21 protein-coding genes are annotated in these 20,248 nt (G+C 71.7%); 20 read left to right on the top strand and 1 reads right to left on the bottom strand.

Going from position 1 to position 20,248, the window contains the following annotated elements; translation table 11 throughout:
- The first annotated feature begins 75 nt into the window (after positions 1-75).
- The 20 genes from QQX13_RS01160 (at position 76) to QQX13_RS01065 (ending at position 19,625) form a co-directional block, all read left to right on the top strand.
- On the top strand, positions 76-672 hold the full coding sequence (locus tag QQX13_RS01160) for a thymidine kinase (RefSeq protein ID WP_301144334.1): 597 nt from the start codon (positions 76-78) through the stop codon (positions 670-672).
- A 71-nt stretch (positions 673-743) separates the two neighbouring features.
- The gene (locus QQX13_RS01155; RefSeq protein WP_301144333.1) at positions 744-896 is read left to right on the top strand and encodes a hypothetical protein; all 153 of its coding nucleotides are present in this window, start codon (positions 744-746) and stop codon (positions 894-896) included.
- Between the two features lie 72 nt (positions 897-968).
- Positions 969-1,478 carry a 2'-5' RNA ligase family protein gene (locus QQX13_RS01150; protein WP_301152196.1) on the top strand — a complete coding sequence of 170 codons (510 nt, stop codon included), beginning with the start codon at positions 969-971 and terminating at the stop codon, positions 1,476-1,478.
- A gap of 58 nt (positions 1,479-1,536) precedes the next feature.
- Positions 1,537-1,995 carry a CYTH domain-containing protein gene (locus QQX13_RS01145; protein WP_301144331.1) on the top strand — a complete coding sequence of 153 codons (459 nt, stop codon included), beginning with the start codon at positions 1,537-1,539 and terminating at the stop codon, positions 1,993-1,995.
- Positions 1,992-3,536 carry a deoxyguanosinetriphosphate triphosphohydrolase family protein gene (locus QQX13_RS01140; protein WP_301144330.1) on the top strand — a complete coding sequence of 515 codons (1,545 nt, stop codon included), beginning with the start codon at positions 1,992-1,994 and terminating at the stop codon, positions 3,534-3,536. The genes QQX13_RS01145 and QQX13_RS01140 overlap by 4 nt, the downstream gene beginning before the upstream one ends.
- A 98-nt stretch (positions 3,537-3,634) precedes the next feature.
- Complete coding sequence (thrS, locus tag QQX13_RS01135) at positions 3,635-5,617, top strand: threonine--tRNA ligase (RefSeq protein WP_301152534.1); 1,983 nt, start codon at positions 3,635-3,637, stop codon at positions 5,615-5,617.
- Between the two features lie 28 nt (positions 5,618-5,645).
- Positions 5,646-6,170, top strand: coding sequence for an HIT family protein (locus tag QQX13_RS01130; RefSeq protein WP_301144510.1), 525 nt, complete (start codon positions 5,646-5,648; stop codon positions 6,168-6,170).
- Entirely contained in the window at positions 6,171-6,830 is a 660-nt protein-coding gene (gene pgsA / locus QQX13_RS01125; protein ID WP_301152194.1) for a phosphatidylinositol phosphate synthase, read from the top strand.
- A complete protein-coding gene (locus tag QQX13_RS01120; RefSeq protein ID WP_301152193.1) occupies positions 6,827-7,720 on the top strand; it encodes a phosphatidylinositol mannoside acyltransferase in 894 nt (297 codons plus the stop codon). The genes pgsA and QQX13_RS01120 overlap by 4 nt, the downstream gene beginning before the upstream one ends.
- On the top strand, positions 7,717-8,868 hold the full coding sequence (locus QQX13_RS01115) for a glycosyltransferase family 4 protein (protein WP_301152191.1): 1,152 nt from the start codon (positions 7,717-7,719) through the stop codon (positions 8,866-8,868). The genes QQX13_RS01120 and QQX13_RS01115 overlap by 4 nt, the downstream gene beginning before the upstream one ends.
- The gene (gene pdxS / locus QQX13_RS01110) at positions 8,865-9,773 is read left to right on the top strand and encodes a pyridoxal 5'-phosphate synthase lyase subunit PdxS (protein WP_301144326.1); all 909 of its coding nucleotides are present in this window, start codon (positions 8,865-8,867) and stop codon (positions 9,771-9,773) included. Before QQX13_RS01115 ends, pdxS begins: the two co-directional genes overlap by 4 nt.
- Before the next feature lie 7 nt (positions 9,774-9,780).
- Complete coding sequence (locus QQX13_RS01105; protein ID WP_301152190.1) at positions 9,781-10,305, top strand: NUDIX hydrolase; 525 nt, start codon at positions 9,781-9,783, stop codon at positions 10,303-10,305.
- Positions 10,302-10,901 carry a pyridoxal 5'-phosphate synthase glutaminase subunit PdxT gene (gene pdxT, locus QQX13_RS01100; RefSeq protein ID WP_301144324.1) on the top strand — a complete coding sequence of 200 codons (600 nt, stop codon included), beginning with the start codon at positions 10,302-10,304 and terminating at the stop codon, positions 10,899-10,901. The genes QQX13_RS01105 and pdxT overlap by 4 nt, the downstream gene beginning before the upstream one ends.
- 202 nt (positions 10,902-11,103) lie before the next feature.
- Complete coding sequence (locus QQX13_RS01095; protein ID WP_301144323.1) at positions 11,104-11,859, top strand: YebC/PmpR family DNA-binding transcriptional regulator; 756 nt, start codon at positions 11,104-11,106, stop codon at positions 11,857-11,859.
- Between the two features lie 19 nt (positions 11,860-11,878).
- Positions 11,879-12,433: a crossover junction endodeoxyribonuclease RuvC gene (ruvC, locus tag QQX13_RS01090; RefSeq protein WP_301144322.1), complete on the top strand. Its 555-nt coding sequence runs from the start codon at positions 11,879-11,881 to the stop codon at positions 12,431-12,433.
- Between the two features lie 70 nt (positions 12,434-12,503).
- On the top strand, positions 12,504-13,106 hold the full coding sequence (gene ruvA, locus QQX13_RS01085) for a Holliday junction branch migration protein RuvA (RefSeq protein ID WP_301144321.1): 603 nt from the start codon (positions 12,504-12,506) through the stop codon (positions 13,104-13,106).
- Positions 13,099-14,142: a Holliday junction branch migration DNA helicase RuvB gene (gene ruvB, locus QQX13_RS01080; RefSeq protein WP_301152189.1), complete on the top strand. Its 1,044-nt coding sequence runs from the start codon at positions 13,099-13,101 to the stop codon at positions 14,140-14,142. The genes ruvA and ruvB overlap by 8 nt, the downstream gene beginning before the upstream one ends.
- A gap of 137 nt (positions 14,143-14,279) precedes the next feature.
- Positions 14,280-16,127 (top strand): protein translocase subunit SecD, encoded by a 1,848-nt coding sequence (gene secD / locus QQX13_RS01075; RefSeq protein ID WP_301152188.1) that lies wholly within the window; start codon positions 14,280-14,282, stop codon positions 16,125-16,127.
- Entirely contained in the window at positions 16,124-17,212 is a 1,089-nt protein-coding gene (gene secF, locus QQX13_RS01070) for a protein translocase subunit SecF (RefSeq protein WP_301144318.1), read from the top strand. The genes secD and secF overlap by 4 nt, the downstream gene beginning before the upstream one ends.
- Positions 17,213-17,372: 160 nt before the next feature.
- Positions 17,373-19,625 (top strand): RelA/SpoT family protein, encoded by a 2,253-nt coding sequence (locus QQX13_RS01065; protein WP_301144317.1) that lies wholly within the window; start codon positions 17,373-17,375, stop codon positions 19,623-19,625.
- Here the strand turns inward: QQX13_RS01065 and QQX13_RS01060 are convergent.
- Positions 19,583-20,161: a hypothetical protein gene (locus QQX13_RS01060; protein WP_301152187.1), complete on the bottom strand. Its 579-nt coding sequence runs from the start codon at positions 20,159-20,161 to the stop codon at positions 19,583-19,585. The genes QQX13_RS01065 and QQX13_RS01060 overlap by 43 nt on opposite strands.
- Between the last annotated feature and the right edge of the window lie 87 nt (positions 20,162-20,248).

Genomic DNA, 20,248 nt, shown 5'->3' with positions numbered 1-20,248 from the left:
CGCGCGTCGGGATGCGGCGCGACGGGCCGGTACGCTCGGCGTCGAACGTCAAGGCGACAACGAGGGGGACGGCCGGTGGCCAAGCTCTACTTCCGGTACGGGGCGATGAACTCGTCGAAGTCGGCGCTGCTGCTCACGGCGGCGTACAACTACGAGGAGCGCGACCAGCACCCGGTGATCGTCAAGCCCGGCATCGACACCAAGGCGGGCGAGTCGGTGCAGTCCCGCATCGGCGTCGAGCGGCGCGTGGACGTGCTGCTGGGGGCCGAGGAGTCGTTCCTCGCCAAGCTCTCGGCGCACCAGCCGCTCGACCAGATCGATGCGGTCTTCGTGGACGAGGCGCAGTTCCTCACGCCCGCCCAGGTGGACGAGGCGTACGAGATCGCCGTCATGCGCGGCATTCCCGTGCTCTGCTACGGCCTGCGCGGCGACTTCATGACCCGCTCGTTCCCGGGCTCGCTGCGGCTGCTGGAGATCGCCCACGCGATCGAGGAGCTCAAGACCATCTGCCGCTGCGGCTCGAAGGCGGTCTTCAACGGGCGCCGCATCGACGGCGAGTTCGTCAGCCACGGCGCGCAGGTCGCGATCGACGGCCAGCAGGCGGAGTACGAGTCGCTGTGCGGCCGCTGCTACATCCAGAAGGTCGGGCCCGTCCGGCACGACGGAGCCTGAGCGGCGGGGAATGTCCGCGGGGGCGGATCGGGTTGTCGAGAGGGCAAAGCCGGTCCGGAAAGGAGATCCCCATGGACATGGACGAGCTGAAGAAGAAGGCCACGGACGCACTGCCCTCGGACGACCAGATCGAGAAGGCGGCCGACAAGGTCCAGGAGCACACGCCCGACGGCGCCGATCGCACGATCGGCAAGGTCGAGCAGTGGGGCAAGGACAACAACTAGCGTCCCGAGCACGACCGAGGCGCCGCCCGCGGGGCGGCGCCTTCGTCGTCCCCGGGGTCCTACGGTGAAGGGATGCGCCTGTTCGTGGCGGTTCCGGTGCCGCCTTCCGTGGACGACGCGCTGGACGGCGCGGAGCGGGAGCTCCGCGCGTGGGCGCGCTCCGAGCGGGTGAGGCTCGCATGGGTGCCCGCCGGCGCGAGGCACGTGACCCTGAGGTTCCTGGGCGACCGCACCGACGGCGACGACGTGGTCGACGCGGTCGAGCGCGCCGCGGACGCGACCGCCGCGCCGACCCTGACGCTGGGCGACCGCGTCGGGCTGCTGGGCGCGTCCGCGGTGGTGGTCCCGGTGGCGGGGGCCGAGGCGGCGGCCGCCACCGTGTCACGCGCGCTGCGGGCTCCGTCCGCACGGTTCGAGGGGCACGTCACCGTCGCGCGGGTGAGGCCGCGCCCCGTGTCCCCGCCGCCGCACGTCCCGGTGCGGACGGTCGCGTGGGTCCCCGAATCGGTCGACGTGATCGAGAGCCGGCCCGGCGGGGCCCCTCGCTACCGGACCCTCGCGTCGCTCCCGTGGGGCGGCTGATCCCGCCCGCGCATCGTCTCCTGCCTGCTAGCGTGCCGGGCAGGGAAGGGAGGTGCCCGTGGGCGTCGAGATCGAGGTCAAGCACCTGGTGGCGGACGAGGGATGGCGCCTGGTCGCGACCGATCCCGTGCGGATGGCTCAGGGCTATGTCGCCGCAGCCGAGGACCGCACCGTCCGCGTGCGGATCGGGGGCGACCGCGCCTGGCTCACGCTCAAGTTCGGCACCGGCATGTCCCGCGCGGAGTTCGAGTACGTCATCCCCGCGGACGATGCGCGGGAGCTGCTCGACCAGGCCGTGGGCACCGTGCTCGACAAGACCCGCTGGCACGTCGCGCACGCGGGCCGCACGTGGGAGGTGGACGAGTTCCACGGCGCGCTCGAGGGCCTGGTGCTCGCGGAGCTCGAGCTCGACGCGGAGGACGACGACTTCGACCTCCCGCCGTGGATCGGCGAGGACGTGACGGGCCGGCCCGAGTACCTCAACTCGTCGCTGTCGACCCGAGGGATGCCCCGATGACGGAGGCCGTCGGCCCCGACCCGCGCGTCGCACGCTCGATCGCCGAGGAGCTCGACGAGTTCCAGGCGGTGGAGTACCGGCCGGAGTTCCGGGTCGACCTCGAGCGGATCCGGTTCTCCCCGTACTTCTCGCGCCTGTCCGCCGTCACCCAGGTGATCTCGCAGTCGGGAGCCGGGCTGGCGGTGCACAACCGGCTGACCCACTCCGTCAAGGTGACCGCGGTGGCGCGCGCGATCGCCGTCGCGCTCAACGGCGACTGGGGCGAGCGGGGCGCGCTCGTGCGCGCGCTCGGGGGCTGCGATCCTGTGGTCGTGCAGGCGGCCGCGAGCGCCCACGACCTGGGTCACCCGCCGTTCGGGCACCTCGGGGAGCAGACGCTCGACCGGCTCGCCCGCGAGCGCTTCGGTCTCGACGAGGGCTTCGAGGGCAACGCCCAGACGTTCCGGATCCTCACCCGCCTCGACGAGTACGACCGCGCGGGCTCCGGCCTGAACCTCACCGCGGCCGTGCGCGCCGCGGTGCTGAAGTACCCGTGGATGCGGGCGGAGGGCGACGGCTGGGACGGCGGGCCCGCCACGCCTCGCGGTCTGGCGCCCGCGCGGCCGGGGGAGGGCGCGTACAAGTTCTCCGCCTACACGCTCGACGGCCTCGACTTCGCGCAGGCCCGCGATGCGTTCCCCGCGATCGCGCCGCTGCAGCAGACGGTCGAGTGCTCGGTGATGGACATCGCCGACGACATCGCCTACTCGTTGCACGACCTCGACGACTTCTACCGCGCCGACCTGCTCAACCAGGCTGCCGTGTCCGCCGAGTTCCGGACCTGGATCCGCGACCGTGCGGCGCTCGCGCAGGTACCCGGCGAGACCCTGCTGCGGGCGCGCCGCACACCCGGCCACGGGCTCGAGCTGCTGCGGCGCCGCGTCGAGCAGAAGGATCCCTGGATCGCGGGCGACGATGCGTTCGGCGAGTCCGTCGCGCGCGTGGCCGACGAGGTGGTGGACGGCCTGCTGTCGGTGCCGTACGACGGCTCGCTCGCGGCGGACCGGGGGCTCGCGGTGTTCATGGCGGGCTGGATCGCGAGGCTCCAGCACTCGGTGGTGGTGACCCCGGACCCGGACATCCGCTCGGGTCACGTCCACCTGGACGCCGCGGCGTGGCACGACGTGACCGTCCTGAAGTTCCTCCAGGAGCGGTTCGTGCTCCACCGCCCCGATCTCGCGGTCTACCAGCGCGGCCAGGCGAGCGTCATCGAGCGCCTGGTGACCAGCTTCGCGGCGTGGCTGGACGACGACGACGAGGTCCGGCGCGCGCCTCGGCGCCTGCTCGATCTGGTGGAGATCGCCGCGGAGGACTACCTGCGGGTGCGCGACCGCGCACCGGAGCTGCTGCCCACGACGGACGCCCAGGCGCTGCGCCGCTACGCGACGGGCCGCGGGATCGTCGACTACGTCGCCTCCCTGACCGACGCCCAGGCGATGTCGGTCGCCAACCTCATCTCCGGCGCCTCCGAGCGGCTGTGGGACGGGGGACAGGGGCTCTGACGGCCGCAGCCCGGCGCGGGGGCGACCGCCGTGCCCGCGGCTCGGTAGCATCGTCCCCGTAGAACCCCACCCGACCGAGGAGTGCCGCTGTGCCCAGCATGACCGTGACCATCGACGGCGTCGAGCGAGAGCTCGAGCCGGGCACGACGGGCACCGACCTGTTCGCCGACCGCCGCGACGTGGTCGTGATGCGCGTCGACGGCGCGCTGTGGGACCTCGCGCGCGAGGTCCCTGCCGCCGCGGCCGTCGAGGCGGTCACTGTGTCCGAGCCGGACGGGCTGATGGTGCTGCGCCACTCGACCGCTCACGTGCTCGCGCAGGCGGTGCAGCAGGTGAACCCCGACGCGAAGCTCGGCGTGGGGCCGCCCATCGAGAACGGCTTCTACTACGACTTCGACGTCGCGCAGCCGTTCACCCCCGAGGACCTCAAGGCGCTCGAGAAGGCGATGCAGCGCATCGTCAAGGAGGGCCAGTCCTTCGTCCGGCGCGAGGTGACCCGCGAGCAGGCCCTCGCCGAGCTCGCGCACGAGCCCTTCAAGTGCGAGCTGCTGACCCACGACACCGAGGGTGCCGAGGGCGCCTCCGTCGAGATCGGCGAGGGCGACATCACCATCTACGACAACGTCCGGCGTGGCGGCGAGGTCGCGTGGAAGGACCTGTGTCGCGGCCCGCACGTGCCGTCCACCCGGGTGCTTCAGAACGGCTGGTCGCTCATGCGCTCGGCGGCGGCGTACTGGAAGGGGTCGGAGAAGAACCCCCAGCTCCAGCGCGTCTACGGCACCGCGTGGCCGTCGAAGGAGGAGCTGACCGCGTACAAGGAGCGGCTGGCCGAGGCCGAGCGTCGCGACCACCGCCGCCTCGGCGTCGAGATGGACCTGTTCTCCTTCCCCGACGAGATCGGCTCCGGCCTCGCGGTCTTCCACCCCAAGGGCGGCGTGGTCCGCATGGAGATGGAGGCGTACTCGCGTCGCCGCCACGTGGAGGAGGGCTACGAGTTCGTCTACACCCCTCACGCCACCAAGGCGCAGCTGTTCCAGACCTCCGGCCACCTCGACTGGTACGCGGACGGGATGTACCCGCCCATGCATATGGACGAGGAGCGCGACGTCGCGGGCAACGTCACCAAGCAGGGCCAGGACTACTACCTCAAGCCCATGAACTGCCCGATGCACAACCTGATCTTCCGGTCGCGCGGCCGCTCGTACCGCGAGCTTCCGTTGCGGCTGTTCGAGTTCGGCACCGTCTACCGCAACGAGAAGTCCGGCGTGGTGCACGGCCTCACCCGCGCCCGCGGCTTCACCCAGGACGACGCCCACATCTACTGCACCCGCGAGCAGATGAAGGACGAGCTCACCACCACGCTGAACTTCGTGCTCGGCCTGCTCAAGGACTACGGCCTCGAGGACTTCTACCTCGAGCTGTCGACGCGGAACCCCGAGAAGTCCGTGGGCTCGGACGAGATCTGGGAGGAGGCCACCGCGACCCTGCGCGAGGTGGGCCTCGAGTCCGGTCTCGAGCTGGTGCCCGACCCGGGCGGCGCCGCGTTCTACGGCCCCAAGATCTCGGTCCAGGCGCGCGACGCGATCGGCCGCACCTGGCAGATGTCGACCATCCAGCTCGACTTCAACCTGCCCGAGCGCTTCGAGCTCGAGTACACCGCGCCCGACAACTCGCGTCAGCGCCCCGTGATGATCCACCGCGCCCTGTTCGGCTCGATCGAGCGCTTCTTCGCGATCCTCACCGAGCATTACGCCGGCCAGTTCCCCGTGTGGCTGGCGCCGGTCCAGGTGCGCGCGATCCCGGTCGCCGAGGCCTTCGACGGCTACCTCCAGGACATCGCCGCCCGTCTCCGGGCGAAGGGCGTCCGGGTGGAGGTCGACACGTCGGACGAGCGGTTCCCCAAGAAGATCCGCACCGCGTCCAAGGAGAAGATCCCGTTCGTGCTGATCGCCGGAGGGGACGATGCGGACGCGGGGGCCGTGTCATTCCGCTTCCGCGACGGCAGCCAGGACAACCAGGTGCCGGTCGACGAGGCGATCGACCGCGTCGTCGCCGCGATCGAGACGCGGGCGCAGGTCTGACGTGCCGGAGCTCGTGGACTCGGAGACGATGGGCGGCGAGCCCGACGGCTTCGAGCGCCTGTGGACGCCGCACCGGATGGCGTACATCCAGCACTCGTCCTCGCGCGAGCCGCTTGAGGGCGAGCATGACTGCCCGCTGTGCAAGAAGGTCGCGGACGACGACCGCGCGCACCTGGTGGTCCACCGCGGCGAGCACTGCTACGTGGTCCTCAACCTGTTCCCGTACAACCCCGGCCACCTGATGATCTGCCCGTACCGCCACATCGGCTGGTACACGGAGGCCACGGACGCCGAGCGCGACGAGATGGGCGTGCTCACGCAGCGCGCGATGCGGGTGCTGACGCGGGTGAGCGGCACCAAGGGCTTCAACATCGGCATGAACCAGGGTGTCACCGGGGGTGCGGGCATCTCCGAGCACCTGCACCAGCACGTGGTGCCCCGCTGGGTCGGGGACGCGAACTTCCTGCCCATCATCGGGCGCACCAAGGCGCTGCCCGAGCTGCTCGACGACACCTGGAGGCGCGTCTCCGACGCGTTCAGAGAGGACGACTGAATGTTCGGCAGGCTCCGGCCCTACATGGCCGCCCTGTGGCAGGCGCCCGCGCGGTTCCTGCTCGCGCGAGGCGTCCACCCCAACGTGATGACCGTGCTCGGCACCGTCGGCGTCGTGCTCGGCGCCGTGCTGTTCTTCCCGCACGGCGGCATCTGGTTCTTCTGGGGCGTGCTCTTCATCACCGTCTTCGTGGTGACGGACATGCTCGACGGCACCATGGCGCGGCTCGGCGGCAAGAGCTCGCGCCTGGGCGCGTTCCTGGACTCGACCCTCGACCGGGTCGCGGACGCCGCGATCTTCGGCACGCTCGCGTGGGTCTTCATCGACATCGACCGGGCCACCGCGCTCGGCGCCCTCCTGTGCCTCGCGATCGGCTCACTGGTCCCGTACGCGAGGGCGAAGGCCGAGGGCATGGGCGTCGCCGCCAACTTCGGCATCGCCGAGCGCTCGGACCGGCTCGTGATCTCCCTGGTCGCGACCGGGTTCTACGGCCTCGGGCTGTTCCCGCTGTGGGTGCTGACCGGAGCGCTGTGGCTGCTGACCATCCTGGCGGCGATCACCGTCGGGCAGCGCATCTGGGCGGTCGTCCGCCAGGCGCGCGCGCACCCCGAGTGGAACGCCCGGCTCGACGGCCAGCCGCAGCCCTATCCGCACGAATGAACGGATTCCTGCTCGCCTTCAAGGCGTCCCGGTACATCCCCGCGCCCGTGATCCACGGGCTGGCGTGGGCGGGGACCATGCTCCAGTGGTCCCGCCGCGCGAAGCCGACGGTGCGGCTCGAGGACAACCTGCGCCGCGTCACGGGCCTGGAGGGCGACGAGCTGCGGCGCCTGAGCCGCCGGGGCATGCGCTCGACCGCCCGCTACTACGCGGAGACCTTCACGCTCGGCCGCCTGTCGGGCGACGTGATCGACGCCCGCGTGCGCATGGTGAACGCGGCTCCCATCCACGAGGCGATGGCGCGCGACGGGAGGGTCGTGGTCGCCCTGTCCCACTCGGGCAACTGGGATCTCGTGGGGGCGTACGCGTGCCGGAACATCGGGCCGGTCGTCACTGTCGCCGAGGTGCTGAAGCCCCGCGAGGTCTTCGACGCGTTCGTCGCGCTGCGCGAGAACGTCGGGATGCGCATCCTCGGGCACGAGGGTGGCTCGACCTTTCGCGAGCTGGTACGGATCGGCCGCACCGACGGGGGAGTGCTGTGCCTCCTGGCGGACCGCGACCTGTCGGGCTCGGGGCTCGAGGTCGACTTCGCCGGGCAGTCGGCGAGGGTCGCGCCGGGCCCGGCGGCGCTGGCGATCGCGACCCGCTCCACGCTGCTGCCCATGATGGTCCATTACGAGCGGCTGCGCGGCCGTGCGGCCTGGCGCGCGCGGTCGCGGTGGGGCGTCGTGATGACGTTCGGTGAGCCGCTGCTCCCGGCGGACGCGCCCAAGGACGATGCGGTGGGGCAACTCACCCGGGGGTGGGTGGACTTCGTGGGCGCCCGGATCCAGGAGCACCCCGAGGACTGGCACATGCTGCAGCGCTTCGGCTGGACGGAGGGCGCATGAGGATCGGGATCGTGTGCCCGTACTCGCTGGACCGCCCGGGCGGCGTGCAGCTCCACGTGCTCGACCTGGCGGAGGCGCTCATCGCCCGCGGCCACGAGGTGTCGGTCCTGGCTCCCGCCGCGAAGGACACGCCCGTGCCGCCCTACGTCTCGTCCGCCGGGCGCTCGGTGCCGATCGCGTACAACGGCTCGACCGCACGGCTCACGTTCGGACTGGTCGCCGCGTCGCGCGTGCGCGAGTGGCTGAAGCTCGGCCACTTCGACGTGGTGCATCTGCACGAGCCGGGCGCGCCGTCGCTCTCGCTCATCGCCATGTGGGCGCGGATCGGGCCCACCGTCGCGACGTTCCACAGCTCGCAGTCCGAGTCCGCGGCGATGCGGATCGCGAAGCCGTGGATCAAGCCCGGCTACGAGGAGCTCGACGCGCGCATCGCGGTGTCGCCCTCGGCCGCCAAGACCATCCGTGACCACCTCCGGGTGGAGGCGACCCACATCATCCCCAACGGCGTCGACACGTCGCACTACACATCCGCCGTCCCCCAGCCGCACTGGCAGGGCACGGTCGAGGCGCCGACGATCGGCATCCTCGGGCGCCTCGACGAGCCGCGCAAGGGCCTCGAGGACTACCTCGCCGCGATCCCGATGGTGCGGGAGCGTCATCCGCACGCGCGGTTCTTGGTCGCCGGCAGGTTCTCCGACCGCGTCGCGGCGAAGGCCGCGCGGGCGGGCGCCGAGGTGATCGGCGAGCTCGACGAGCCCGCCAAGGCCCGCTTCATGGCGTCCGTCGACATCTACTGCGCGCCCAACCTCGGCGGCGAGAGCTTCGGGATCGTGCTGGTCGAGGCGATGGCCGCCGGGGCGGCCGTGGTCGCGAGCGACCTGGTCGCCTTCCAGGACGTCTCGACCACCGCCGACGGCCACGCCGCCCTGCACCATGCCGTGGGCGACCCCGCCGACCTGGCCTCCCGCGTCGTCCACCTGCTCGATCACCCCGACGAGCGCGCGGCCCTGGCCGCCCTGGGCCGCGAATGCGCGGCCAACTTCGACTGGTCGAACGTCGCCCCGCGCGTCGAGGAGACGTACCGTGACGCCATTAGGATGGATGCCGAGTTCCACCCCCACCCCACGAAGGACGTGACAACCCCATGAGCACCCCCGTCGACTCCACGAAGCCCCAGGTAGGCACCGACCTTGTCAAGCGCGGCATGGCCGAGATGCTCAAGGGCGGCGTCATCATGGACGTGGTCACCCCGGAGCAGGCGAAGATCGCTGAGGACGCCGGCGCCGTCGCCGTCATGGCCCTCGAGCGCGTGCCTGCCGACATCCGCGCCCAGGGCGGCGTGTCGCGCATGAGCGACCCGGACATGATCCAGGGCATCATCGACACCGTCTCGATCCCCGTGATGGCCAAGGCCCGCATCGGGCACTTCGTCGAGGCGCAGGTGCTGCAGAGCCTCGGTGTCGACTACATCGACGAGTCCGAGGTGCTCACCCCCGCGGACTACACCCACCACATCGACAAGTGGAACTACACCGTGCCGTTCGTGTGCGGCGCCACCAACCTGGGCGAGGCCCTGCGTCGCATCTCCGAGGGTGCCGCGATGATCCGCTCGAAGGGCGAGGCGGGCACCGGCGACGTCTCGAACGCGACCACGCACATGCGCAGGATCCGCGCCGAGATCAAGGCGCTGACCGCGATGCCCAAGGACGAGCTCTACGTGGCCGCCAAGGAGCTCCAGGCCCCGCTCCCGCTGGTCCAGGAGATCGCCGAGACCGGCAAGCTCCCCGTGGTGCTGTTCACCGCGGGCGGCATCGCCACCCCGGCCGACGCCGCGATGATGATGCAGCTGGGCGCCGAGGGCGTGTTCGTCGGCTCCGGCATCTTCAAGTCCGGCGACCCCGCGACCCGCGCCAAGGCGATCGTCAAGGCCACCACGTTCTACGACGACCCGTCGGTCATCGCGGACGTGTCGCGCGGCCTCGGCGAGGCCATGGTCGGCATCAACGTGGACGAGATCCCCGAGCCGCACCGCCTCGCCGAGCGCGGCTGGTAAGCCTCCGTTGGCGGCGGACGCGGGCGACGGGCGGATCCACCGCCTGGGCGCCCGCGTCCTGCTGCTGCGACCCGGCGCCGCGGGACCCGAGATGCTGATGGTGCGCGGCCACGACCCGCACGACGTGGGCCGGACCTTCTGGTTCACGCCCGGCGGCGGGCTGGAGCCGGGGGAGACGATGCGCGCCGCGGCGGTGCGTGAGCTCGCCGAGGAGACGGGCTACGTCCTCGAGGAGGACGAGCTGGTCGGGCCGGTGTGGCGGCGCGTGGCGCTGTTCGACTTCGCGTCGAGGCCCTATACGCAGTCGGAGGAGATCTACGTCGGCCGGGTCGCGGACGCCGAGCGGCGCTCCCGCACGGCGGCCGAATGGACGGCGATCGAGCAGGAGACCATCGACGAGCTCGCGTGGATGTCGGAGGCGGACGTGAGGGACGCCCCCATCGAGGTGTTCCCGATCGCGCTGCGGGAGCCGTGGGCGTGGTTCATGGAGTGGGACGGGGAGACCCGGGACCTGGGAGAGGTGGACGAGTGAGCACCATCGGCGTGCTGGCCCTGCAGGGCGACGTGCGCGAGCATGCGGCGGCGGTCGAGAGGATCGGTGCGACGCCGTCGCGCGTGCGCCGCCTGGCGGAGCTCGAGGCGGTCGACGCGCTGATCATCCCGGGCGGCGAGTCGACCACGATCGACAAGCTGCTGCGGGCCTTCGAGCTGTTCGAGCCGCTGCGGGACCGCATCCACGCGGGGATGCCGGTGATGGGGTCGTGCGCCGGCATGATCATGCTGGCCACGGACATCGTCGGCGCGATCGACGGGCAGCGCTCCCTGGCCGCGATCCCCATGACTGTCCGCCGCAACGCCTTCGGCCGTCAGGTCGACTCGTCCGAGGTGGAGCTCGCCTGGATCCCCGACGGCTCCACGATGCATGCCACGTTCATCCGCGCCCCGTGGGTCGAGTCCTGCGACCCGTCCGTGGAGATCCTTGCGACGGCGACGGGCCCCGACGGCGCGGCGCACCCGGTCGCGGTGCGCCACGGCAACGCGATCGCCACGAGCTTCCACCCGGAGATCGCCGAGCCCGGTGCCGTGCACGACGACCGCGTGCACCGCCTGCTGCTCGACCTGGTCTGAACCGTCGCATCGTCGCCTCGCCGGGCGGCCTGACCGCCCTCCCCGGACACTCCGCACGGAACCGGTCCCGGTGGTGCGGCGCGTCGGCGCCGACGGGGGTCACCGAGACGGCGTGTCGCCGCGAGCTCCGTGCGGACTGTCCGGGCGGTGGGCACGCACTACACTGGACGGGATTCCAGACCACTGTCGACGAGGAGCACACGTGTCCGGGCATTCCAAGTGGGCGACGACCAAGCACAAGAAGGCCGTCATCGACGCCAAGCGCGGCAAGCTGTTCGCGAAGCTGATCAAGAACATCGAGGTCGCGGCGCGCACCGGCGGAGGAGACCCCGCGGGCAACCCGACCCTGTTCGACGCGATCCAGAAGGCGAAGAAGTCCTCGGTCCCGAACGACAACATCGACCGCGCCGTCAAGCGCGGCTCGGGCCTCGAGGCCGGCGGGGCCGACTACGAGACGATCATGTACGAGGGCTACGGCCCCGGCGGTGTGGCGGTGCTCATCGAGTGCCTCACCGACAACCGCAACCGCGCGGCGGGCGAGGTGCGCATCGGCCTGACCCGCAACGGCGGCTCGCTCGCGGACCCGGGCTCGGTGTCCTACCTGTTCTCCCGCAAGGGCCAGGTGATCGTCTCGAAGGAGGGCGGCACCGACGAGGACGCCCTCATGGAGGCCACGCTCGACGCCGGCGCCGAGGAGATCAACGACCTGGGCGACGTGTTCGAGATCATCTCGGAGGCGACCGACTTCGTGGCTGTCCGCTCCGCGCTGCAGGAGGCCGGCATCGACTACGAGAGCGCGGAGGCGACGTTCCTGCCCTCGATGAAGATCGAGATGGACGTCGACGGCGCCAAGAAGATGCTCCGCCTGATCGACGCGCTCGAGGACAGCGACGACGTCCAGAACGTGTGGGCGAACTTCGACGCGTCCGACGAGGTGCTCGAGGCCGCGCAGGCCTGACGGTCGCCGGCGGGGGACGATGCGCATCCTGGGGGTCGACCCCGGCCTCACCCGGTGCGGGCTCGGCGTGATCGAGTCGGCCTCGGCCCGGCGCGTCACCCTGGTCGACGTCCGTGTCGCGACCTCGCCGTCGACGCTCGAGACCCCGGCGCGGCTCGCCCAGATCTCGGCGGTCCTCGAGGCGGTGCTCGACGAGCACCGTCCCGAGGCCCTCGCGATGGAGCGCATCTTCGCCCGCTCGAACGTCTCGACCATCATGGGCACCGCGCAGGTGTCGGGCGTGATCATGCTCGCCGCCGAGCGCCGGGGCATCCCGCTGTCGCTGTACACCCCGTCCGAGGTCAAGGCGGCCGTCACGGGCGACGGCCGCGCCGGCAAGGAGCAGGTCACCTTCATGGTGCAGCGGCTGCTCGGCCTCGCGGAGGCGCCGCGACCGGCCGACGCGGCCGACGCCCTCGCGATCGGCATCGCCCACGCGTGGCGCGGGGCGGCGGCACCCGTGGGCTCGGGCGCGACCACCGATGCGCAGCGCCGCTGGGCGGAGGCGGAGAAGGCGGCGCGTCGGCGTTCCTGATCCCCGCCGCGTCGGATATCGTGTTCGCACAGGTGTTCGAATCGGCGTGAGCCGGGGAGGGGGGGTGCGGGTGATCGCGCAGCTGACCGGGACCGTCGCCCACGTGGGCGCGTCCGCCGTCATCCTGGACGTCGCCGGCGTCGGCTACCGCATCCTCGCGACCCCCGCCTCGCTGGGCGAGCTCCACGCGGGGCGCGACGTCACGGTCCACACGCACATGGTGGTCCGCGAGGACTCGATGACCCTGTTCGGGTTCCTCAGCGCAGGGGAGCGGGACACGTTCGAGCAGCTGCAGTCGGTGCAGGGGGTCGGCGCGAAGCTCGCCCTCGCGATGCTCGCCGTCCACTCGCCCGAGGCGCTGGCGTCGGCCGTGGCCGCGGGCGATCAGAAGGCGCTGACCAAGGTGCCCGGGATCGGCCCCAAGGTCGCCTCGCGCCTGCTGCTGGAGCTGGGCGGCAAGCTGGTGCTGCCCGAGGCGGGCGCGTCCGCGGGGGCGCCCGCGACGGCGGCCGACGCGCGCGGCGAGGTGGTCGAGGCGCTGGTCGGGCTGGGCTACGCGGCCAGGCAGGCGCAGGCCGCGGTGGACGCGGTGGCGCCCGACGAGGTCGCGGCGGCGGAGGCGGGGTCCACCCTGCGGGCCGCCCTCAAGCACCTGGGAGGCACGCGTGGATGACGAGGCGCGGGTGGTCGACGCGGACGCGGACGCGATCGAGCGGTCCAAGGAGGCCGCGCTCCGGCCGGAGACGCTCGAGGAGTTCGTCGGCCAGCGGGTGGTGCGGGAGCAGCTCGGGCTCGTCCTGAGCGCCGCCGTCGGCCGCGGCACGCCGCCCGACCACGTCCTCCTGTCCGGCCCGCCCGGGCTGGGCAAGACCACGCTGGCGATGATCATCGCCGCCGAGCTCGGGACCACGCTGCGCGTCACCTCCGGCCCCGCGATCCAGCACGCGGGCGACCTCGCCGCCATCCTGTCCTCGCTCGACGAGGGCGACGTGCTGTTCCTGGACGAGATCCACCGCCTCGCACGGCCCGCCGAGGAGATGCTCTACCTCGCGATGGAGGACTTCCGGGTGGACGTGGTGGTGGGCAAGGGTCCCGGCGCCACCTCGATCCCGCTGAGCCTGCCGCCGTTCACGGTGGTCGGGGCGACCACGCGCGCGGGCCTCCTTCCCGCGCCCCTGCGCGACCGTTTCGGATTCACCGGGCACCTCGACTTCTACGAGGACGACGAGCTGCGCGCGATCGTGGTGCGCTCCGCCTCGAAGCTCGGCCTGTCGATCGCCCACGACGCCGCCCATGAGATCGCGTCCCGCTCCCGGGGCACCCCGCGCATCGCGAACCGCCTGCTGCGCCGCGTGCGCGACTGGGCGGAGGTGCACGGCTCGGGACGCGGCGACATGGAGGCCGCGCAGGCCGCGCTCGACGTGTACGAGGTGGACGAGCGCGGCCTGGACCGCCTCGACCGGGCGGTGCTGAAGGCGCTGTGCCTGCGGTTCGCCGGCGGCCCGGTCGGCCTGTCCACCCTCGCCGTCACCGTGGGCGAGGAGACGGAGACGGTCGAGACGGTCGCCGAGCCGTTCCTGGTGCGCGAGGGGCTGATGAGCCGCACCCCGCGCGGACGTATCGCGACGGCCGACGCGTGGCACCACCTGGGCCTCACGCCCCCGGCGGAGGCCGTCGCCGGCGACTCCGGCGGCCGGCTGTTCGACTGAGCGGGTCCGCGCGCTCCGCCTCTCACGTGGGATGACCTCGATATGTCGCGCACGCGCGTGCCGCAATTCGACGCCTGGGACCCCACCCGCCTAGAATCGCCCGGGGCTCATGACGAGCCGAGACCGTGAGGAAACCTGTGGCACGTGTGAAGAATGGGGCGCGTCGTGCGCTCGTGTGGCTGGGCGCCATCGTCGTGGGGCTCTACGGCCTCCTGGCGGTCGGCGTCCTGACGGGTGGAGCGTCGTGGACGCCCTCCCTGGCGCTGGACCTGGCCGGAGGACGCCAGATCATCCTGACGCCGACCCTCGCCGAGGGCTCGGACCAGGAGATCGACCAGGCGGACCTCGAGCAGGCGGTCGAGATCATCCGCCGACGCATCGACGCGTCCGGCGTGGCCGAGGCCGAGATCTCGACGCAGGGCAACAACATCGTGGTGGCCCTGCCGGGCAACCCCGATGCCGCGACCGTCGACCTGGTGCGCCAGAGCGCCCAGCTCGAGTTCCGCCCTGTGCTCGTGGTGGGCAGCCCGCTGCCGGTGACCGAGGCGAGCGCCACGCCCGAGCCGTCCGCCAGCGCGTCGGCCGACGCGTCCGCGACGCCCGAGCCGTCCGCCTCCGCCACGGACGATGCAGCGGCATCGTCCGACGCCGAGGCCACCGCGGAGCCGACGGCGTCCGCGACCGCCGAGGCCGCCGCATCGTCCTCCGCCAGCGCGTCGCCGGAGGCGACCGCGACCGACGACGCGACCACCTCCGACACCGTCTCGGCGTCCGACCTCTCGTGGGTGACGGACGAGGTCCAGGCCGAGTACGACGCGCTGGACTGCACCGCGGAGGAGAACCTCTCGGGCGTCGCGCCCCAGGATCCCGACGCCGCCGCCGTGGTCTGCGACCAGACCGGCGTCGCGAAGTACATCCTGGGCCCGCAGGAGATGTCCGGCACCGACGTCGCCACCGCGACCTCCGGACCCGAGCTGAGCTCGCAGGGCACGCTCACCGGCCGCTACGAGGTCCGCCTCGAGCTGACCGACGACGGCGGCTCGATCTTCGCCGACATCACCGGGCGCATCAAGGACCTGGAGTCCCCGCGCAACCAGTTCGCGATGGTGCTCGACGGCGTCGTGATCTCCGCGCCGTCCGTGTCGACCACCATCACCGGCGGCCAGGCCTCCATCACGGGCTCCTTCACGCAGGAGTCGGCGCAGCAGCTCGCGAACCAGCTGAAGTTCGGTGCGCTGCCGCTCACGCTGACCGTGCAGTCGGAGGAGCAGATCTCCGCGACGCTCGGTGCCGACCAGCTCGAGAAGGGCCTCATCGCCGGCGCGATCGGCCTGGTGCTCGTGGTGATCTACTCGCTCATCCAGTACCGCGCGCTCGGCCTGGTGACGGTCGGCTCGCTCGCGATCGCGGGCACCATCACCTACGCGTTGATCGCGCTGCTGTCGTGGACCATCGGGTACCGCCTGTCGCTCGCCGGTGTCGCCGGTCTGATCGTTGCGATCGGTGTCACCGCGGACTCGTTCATCGTCTACTTCGAGCGCGTCCGCGACGAGCTGCGCGAGGGACGCTCGCTCCAGGCGGCGATCGACCACGGCTGGCGTCGGGCCCGTCGCACCATCCTGGCCTCGGACGCCATCAACATCCTCGCGGCCGTGGTGCTCTACGTGCTCGCCGTCGGCGGCGTGCGCGGCTTCGCGTTCACGCTGGGACTGACGACGCTCGTCGACATCCTCGTCGTGTTCATGTTCACGCACCCGATCCTGATGCTGCTCGCCAAGACGTCGTTCTTCGGCGGCGGTCACCAGTGGTCGGGCCTCGACCCGCGGCAGCTGGGCCGTGACACGGTGTACAAGGGCCGCGGCAAGGTCGTGCTGGGCAGCAAGCCCACGCTCGCCGAGCGCAAGGCCGCCGAGCGCGCCGCGGCCAAGGAGGCCGACGCGCAGGAGACGACCCCCGCCTCGACCGAGGGGGAGGAGAACCGATGAAGCTCAACCTGGCCCAGTGGGGCAACAGCCTCCACTCCGGTGAGAAGGTCTACCCGATCGTCCCGCAGCGCAAGCGCTGGTTCGCGGTCTCCGCGGTGCTGATCGCCGCCTCGATCGCGCTGCTGCTGATCAAGGGGCTCAACCCGGGCATCGACTTCTCGGGCGGCACCGAGTTCCGCGTCACCGACGCCCCGAACCCGGACACCGCGATCGCGCAGGAGGTGGTCGACGCCGCCGGCGTCGAGGGCACCGCGCGGATCACCGTCCTCGGCGAGAACGACGTGCGCGTCCAGATCGGCGTGGTCGAGTCCGAGACGGCCCGGGAGCTCACCACCGAGCTCGCGGACGCGTACGAGGTCGACGCCGAGGCGGTCAGCTTCACGCAGATCGGCCCGACGTGGGGAGCCGAGGTCGGCAAGAAGGCCGTCCAGGGCCTCGTCATCTTCCTGATCCTCGTCACCGTGGTGATGTCGCTGTACTTCCGCGCGTGGCGGATGGCGGCCGCGGCGCTGATCGCGCTGGCGCACGACCTCATCATCACGGTCGGCGTGTACGCGCTCGTCGGCTTCGAGGTCACGCCCGCGTCCGTGATCGGCTTCCTGACCATCCTCGGCTACTCGCTCTACGACACGGTCGTGGTGTTCGACAAGGTCCGCGAGAACACCGCGAACCTCACCTCGCAGCACCGGTACACGTACGACGAGCTCGCCAACCTGGCGCTCAACCAGACGCTGGTGCGCTCGATCAACACCTCGGTCGTGGCGCTTCTGCCCGTCAGCGCGATCCTGTTCATCGGCGCCTTCGTGCTCGGTGCGGGCACGCTGCAGGACATCGCGCTCGCGCTGTTCGTCGGCATGGCGGTCGGCACGTACTCGTCGATCTTCGTGGCGACGCCGGCCGAGGTCGCCCTGCGCGACTCGGAGACGAAGATCAAGGAGCACACCCAGAAGGTGCTCGCCATGCGCGAGTCCGGCTCCTCGGACGTCACCATCGCGGCGGACGGCTCGGTGCGTGTCGGGGCCGTCGACAAGGGCGCGCATCAGGGTTCGTCCGCTCAGCCGCGCCGCAAGAACCGCAAGGCGTAGCAGGCGCCGGCGGGGGACCGCCGCTCGGACGGCCCGGTGGGACGACCCGCCGGGCCGTTCCGCGTCCCGGCCGGCGGCGACCCGAACCGGGACCATAGCGCCGTTCCGGGGTGCCCTCGCACCTGGATAGACTGACCGTCTACGAGTCTCGGAGGTGCGCGTGACCGATACCCGGCCCCCGACCGGGACCCTCGGGCCCCTCGGCTTCCTGCGCCGGGGCACCAGGGAGACCAGCGCGATCGACGGTGTGCTCGACACGTACCGCCGCATGTACCCGCGCGGGCGCACCACGCTGATCGAGCAGGCGTACAAGGTCGCGGAGAAGGAGCACCGCGGCCAGAAGCGCAAGAGCGGCGAGCCGTACATCACCCATCCGATCGCGGTCGCGCAGATCATCGCGGACCTGGGGATGCCGGACTCCGTGATCGCCGCCGCGTTGCTGCACGACGTGGTCGAGGACACCGAGTACCCGCTCGAGCGGATGCGCGCCGAGTTCGGCGACGAGGTCGCCATGATCGTCGACGGCGTCACCAAGCTCGACAAGGTCACCTACGGCGACGCCGCGCAGGCGGAGACCGTGCGCAAGATGGTCGTCGCCATGGCGAAGGACATCCGCGTCCTGCTGCTGAAGCTCTGCGACCGGCTCCACAACGCCCGCACCTGGAAGTACGTCTCGGCCGAGTCGGCCCGCAAGAAGGCCCAGGAGACCATCGAGATCTATGCGCCGCTCGCGCACCGCATGGGGCTGAACGCGATCAAGTGGGAGCTCGAGGACCTCAGCTTCCAGACGCTGTACCCGAAGATCTACCAGGAGATCGTCCAGGTGGTGACGGAGCGGGCGCCCGAGCGGGAGAAGTACCTCGCGCAGGTGCGGGCGGAGATCGAGAAGGACCTGCGCGCCATGCGCATCAAGGGCGAGGTCACCGGCCGTCCCAAGCACTACTACAGCGTGTACCAGAAGATGATCGTCCGAGGCCGCGACCTCAACGACATCTACGACCTGGTCGGGATCCGGATCCTGGTCGAGACGGTTCGCGACTGCTACGCCGTCCTGGGCGCGATGCACGCCAGGTACCAGCCCGTGCCGGGCCGGTTCAAGGACTACATCGCGATGCCCAAGTTCAACCTGTACCAGTCCCTTCACACCACCGTGATCGGACCGACCGGCAAGCCCGTCGAGCTGCAGATCCGCACGTACGACATGCACCGCCGTGCGGAGTACGGCCTCGCGGCGCACTGGCGGTACAAGGAGAACACCAAGACCGGCGGCGAGTCGACCGGCGGCCAGGGCGACATGGGCTGGCTCCGGCAGATCGCGGACTGGCAGCAGGAGACCGCGGACCCGACCGAGTTCCTCGACAGCCTGCGCGGGGAGATCTCGCGCGCCGAGGTCTACGTGTTCACCCCGCGCGGCAAGCTGCTGTCGCTGCCGCAGGGCGCGACCCCGATCGACTTCGCCTACTCGGTCCACACCGAGGTCGGGCACAAGACCATCGGCGCCAAGGTCAACGGCCGGCTGGTGCCGCTCGACTCGCGGCTCGAGAACGGCGACACGGTCGAGGTGCTCACCACCTCGGACGAGAACGCGCACCCGAAGCGCGACTGGCTCGACTTCGTGCAGTCCACGCGCGCGAAGAACAAGATCCGCCAGTGGTTCACGCGCGAGCGGCGCGAGGAGTCCATCGAGGCCGGCCGCGACATGCTGGCGCGCGCGATCCGCCGCCAGCAGCTGCCGATGCAGCGCCTGATGAGCCGCCCGACGCTGCTCGCGCTCGCCAAGGAGATGCACTACGAGGACGTCGACGGCCTCTACGCGGCGATCGGCGAGCACAAGGAGCAGGCCTCCGACGTGGTGCGCCGGATGGTCGAGGCGGTCGGCGGCCAGGAGGGCGCGGACGAGGACATCACGGAGATGGCCCGCCCGGGAGTGCCGCCACGCGCCCGCCGCGGCGACGTGGGCGTGTCCGTCCACGGCCTCACCGACGTGGTGGTCAAGCTCGCCCGCTGCTGCACTCCCGTGCCCGGCGACCCGATCCAGGGCTTCATCACCCGCGGCGCGGGGGTCTCGGTGCACCGCGCCGACTGCGACAACCTCAAGCAGCTCCGCGGCCAGCAGGAGCGGTTCATCGACGTCGAGTGGACCGGAGAGAACTCCGGGACCTTCCTGGTGCAGATCGAGGTCGAGGCGCTCGACCGCAACCGCCTCCTGTCGGACGTCACGCACGTGCTGTCCGACCATCACGTCAACATCCTGTCCGCCAACGTGTCGACCACGCGCGACCGGGTCGCGATGTCGAGCTTCCAGTTCGAGATGGCGGACCCGTCGCACCTGGGCGCGATCCTCAACGCGGTGCGCCGCATCGACGGCGTCTACGACGCGCGGCGCGTCACGAACACCAAGCGTCCCGCCTGATCCGCGTCGCGCGCGCGGATGATCGCGGCGAGCGACGCGCGCACGCGGGCGAAGCCCGACCCCTGGGGTCCGTCGAGCCCGAGCGACGCGCGCAGCCCCGCGACCGACACCGCGCCCACGTCGAGCGCGCGCATCGTCACGGCGATGGCGTCGCCCAGGTCCTCCCAGCGGAGGGCGTCGAGGCACGCACGTTCCGGGGGCGCCACGCGGCACCCCTCGTGGGGCTCACCCAGCCGCGCCGTGGCCCCCGAGTGGAACACGAGCAGCGGGTCGACGATGCGGTGCAGGCCGCGGGGCCCCGCCACGTGCCACTCGGGAGGGGCGGTCGGGACGATGCCGTGGACCCAGAGCGCCGCCGTCCCCGTGAGCACGGTGTGGGCGGGCACGCGCGAGGACGCGTGGTGTGCGCGCAGCCCGGGGGAGTCGGGCACGTCCGCGGGCAGCGCGGCCCCGGGGGCGAAGGGACGCATGGTGCCGTCGCGGAGCATGCGTGCGTGGGCGGGGCGCCCGACCAGGGCGGGGGTCACGATCAGCATGCCTGCCATGATGCGGGCACGCCGCGGCCGCGGGCGTGGGCCTGTGGACAGCAGCCCCGAGACGCCGCAGGGCCCCGCCCATGCGGA

It is taken from the genome of Demequina lignilytica (assembly GCF_030418375.1).
Lineage (GTDB): Bacteria > Actinomycetota > Actinomycetes > Actinomycetales > Demequinaceae > Demequina > Demequina lignilytica.
This window is presented reverse-complemented; position numbering and strand designations above follow the sequence as displayed.